The 1,555-nt window shown below is 49.5% G+C and carries 2 protein-coding genes; one reads left to right on the forward strand and one right to left on the reverse strand.

Annotated elements, in window-relative coordinates:
• Positions 1-52: 52 nt before the first annotated feature.
• Positions 53-709, forward strand: coding sequence for a cytochrome b/b6 domain-containing protein (locus ACTHUT_RS20245; protein WP_250600315.1), 657 nt, complete (start codon positions 53-55; stop codon positions 707-709).
• A 91-nt stretch (positions 710-800) separates the two neighbouring features.
• Here the strand turns inward: ACTHUT_RS20245 and ACTHUT_RS20250 are convergent.
• On the reverse strand, positions 801-1,555 hold a 755-nt coding region (locus ACTHUT_RS20250; RefSeq protein WP_440419591.1), incomplete at its 5' end, for a methyltransferase.

The following is a 1,555-nucleotide window of genomic DNA, read 5'->3' on the forward strand; positions in this document are numbered from 1 at the left end:
GCGTAACCTTCCAAGATAAGAAATTTAATTTTAAATCAGAAAGTAAAAGGTAATGAAGCAAAAAATAAAAGTTTGGGACGCACCTACGCGCCTGTTCCATTGGCTCTTGGTGTTATTGATGGGTTTTATGTGGTACAGCGCAACCCAAGGTGGCGATATGCTGGTATGGCACTTGCGCGGCGGCTTGTTGATGCTGGCTTTGGTAGTTTTTCGCTTGTGTTGGGGGATTTGGGGTAGCGATACGGCAAAATTCAGCCGATTTGTGCGTCCGTTTTCCGAAATCCGCCGCTATACGCAAGGTCAGATGTCTGAAGACGAATTGGTCGGCCACAATCCTTTGGGCGCGCTGATGGTGATCGCTTTATTGGCCGTGTTGTTTTTTCAGACGGCCACAGGCTTATTTGCCGCCGATGAAAATACGTTTACCAATTCTGGCTTTTTGAATCATTTGGTCAGCGAACACGCCGGTACGCTGGCGCGAAAAATCCATGTCAATTTCTTTAATGTCTTGGCTGTTTTGGCGGGCGTACATATCGCGGCTGTTTTGCTGTATCGCTTTGTGAAAAAACAGGATTTGATTACACCGATGATTAACGGCTTTAAAACCATCGATGCCAAGCAGCCTAAATTGGCCGGAATGGGACAACTGTTTGCCGCTTTGTTGGTGGCGATTGCTTTAGTGTGCGCAGTATGGATGTTGCGCGGTTGATGTTTTAAGGCTGATACCTAAAAACAAACCGACCCCGATAGCTGAAATGGCTGTTGGGGTCGGTTTCTTTTTAGGGGTTAAAAGATGATGTTCAGACGGCCTTAACGCAGCGCAAGATGCTGTGGCCGCGGCCGATGCCGTCTGAAACTTCCGCCACTTTCAATCCGGCTTTTTCAACGCAACGGATCAGGTCTTCAGAGTGGAAGATTTTGCTGTTGCCGTTGGCCATGGCAGTGAAATACAGGCTGGTCATGGTCAGGCAGTAGGCGGCGGTTTCGTAGCGTTGTCTGTCCCAGAAAGGCTCCATGATGTAGAGGCTGGTGTTTTCGTTCATGGATGCAGCGGCGCGTTGAAGAATGCTGGTGGCTTGTTCTTCGGTGAAACAGTCTAGGAATTGGCTCATCCAAATCGCGTCAAAACCGGTTGGGAACGGAATTTCAGGATCAAGCAGGTTGGCCGGATGGGCGTGGATACGGTCCGCGCCGTTTTTGCCTTTGGTCGCTTCGCGCATCAAGCCGATTTGTTGCGGCAGATCCATGATGGTTACTTCGACTTCGGCATTGTGGTTGACGCATTGCTCTGCCCAGCGGCCGGTATTGCCGCCGACATCGAGCAGTTTTTTAACCGGTTTGGCAAACACGGTATTCAGTGCTTCGGCGAAGGAATTGTCGGAATAATAATGGTCGAATGCAAACCATTTTTCCTGCGCGATGCTTGGCAATGAAGACAAGCCTTCGTAAATGGTCGGCCAGTCGCCGAATACTTTCAGGCCTTCGGGCTTGCCCGTTTGCAGGGTTTTTTCCAAGTCAAACATGCCTTGGTAGCAGATTTCTTGCGTGAAATCCA

It is taken from the genome of Neisseria sp. P0022.S010 (assembly GCF_051956635.1).

Excerpts from the sequence above, each read along its gene's own strand:
- ACTHUT_RS20245 (WP_250600315.1), top strand. The coding sequence starts at position 53 with ATGAAGCAAAAAATAAAAGTTTGGGACGCACCTACGCGCCTGTTCCAT.